The following is a 1,230-nucleotide window of genomic DNA, read 5'->3' as shown; positions in this document are numbered from 1 at the left end:
TGTCTAAAGCAAAATTTGAACGTACGAAACCGCACGTAAACGTTGGTACTATCGGCCACGTTGACCACGGTAAAACCACTCTAACCGCAGCTATCTGTACTGTACTTTCAAAAGTATATGGCGGTGAAGCGAAAGACTTTGCGTCAATCGACAATGCTCCAGAAGAGCGTGAGCGCGGTATTACCATTTCTACTTCACACGTAGAATACCAAACTCCAACTCGTCACTACGCACACGTAGACTGCCCAGGACACGCTGACTATGTTAAAAACATGATCACGGGTGCTGCGCAAATGGACGGTGGTATCCTAGTTGTTGCCGCGACAGATGGCCCAATGCCACAAACTCGTGAGCACATCTTGCTAGGTCGTCAGGTTGGTATTCCTTACATCATCGTATTCATGAACAAATGTGACATGGTTGATGATGAAGAGCTACTAGAACTCGTAGAGATGGAAGTACGTGAACTTCTTTCTGAGTACGATTTCCCAGGTGATGACTTACCAGTGATTCAAGGTTCAGCACTAGGTGCATTGAACGGCGAAGAGCAATGGGAAGCGAAGATTGTAGAACTAGCAGAAGCGCTAGATAACTACATTCCAGAGCCAGAGCGTGCAGTAGACCAAGCATTCCTAATGCCAATCGAAGACGTATTCTCAATCCAAGGTCGTGGTACAGTAGTAACAGGTCGTATCGAACGTGGTATTCTACGTGTTGGTGACGAAGTCCAAATCGTCGGTATCAAAGACACCATCACAACGACATGTACAGGTGTAGAGATGTTCCGCAAACTGCTTGACGAAGGTCGTGCAGGTGAGAACGTAGGTGCGCTACTCCGTGGTACTAAGCGTGACGAAGTAGAACGTGGTCAAGTATTGGCGAAACCAGGTTCAATCACTCCGCACACTAAGTTTGAATCAGAAGTTTACGTTCTATCTAAAGATGAAGGTGGCCGTCATACTCCATTCTTCAAAGGTTACCGTCCACAGTTCTACTTCCGTACAACAGACGTAACCGGTAACATCGAGTTACCAGAAGGCGTAGAAATGGTAATGCCAGGCGACAACATCAAGATGGTTGTAGAGCTAATTGCTCCAATCGCGATGGACGAAGGTCTACGTTTTGCGATTCGTGAAGGTGGCCGTACTGTTGGTGCAGGTGTTGTAGCGAAGATCATCGCTTAATCACAGTTTCTGTGAAGAATGATTTGACTATACCGTAGTAAAAAGG

1 protein-coding gene is annotated in these 1,230 nt (G+C 46.4%); it reads left to right on the top strand.

The genetic code is table 11. The annotated features are described in order from the left end of the window. Window positions 1–1,184 (top strand): elongation factor Tu (tuf, locus tag FKN05_RS16465; RefSeq protein WP_099609927.1); only part of this gene is annotated, 1,184 nt, incomplete at its 5' end. Between the last annotated feature and the right edge of the window lie 46 nt (window positions 1,185–1,230).

It is taken from the genome of Vibrio sp. 1-1(7), from assembly GCF_013048485.1.
Classification (GTDB): Bacteria; Pseudomonadota; Gammaproteobacteria; order Enterobacterales; family Vibrionaceae; genus Vibrio; species Vibrio fujianensis.
The sequence above is the reverse complement of the archived record's forward strand: the minus strand, read 5'-3'. Positions and strand labels throughout refer to the sequence as shown.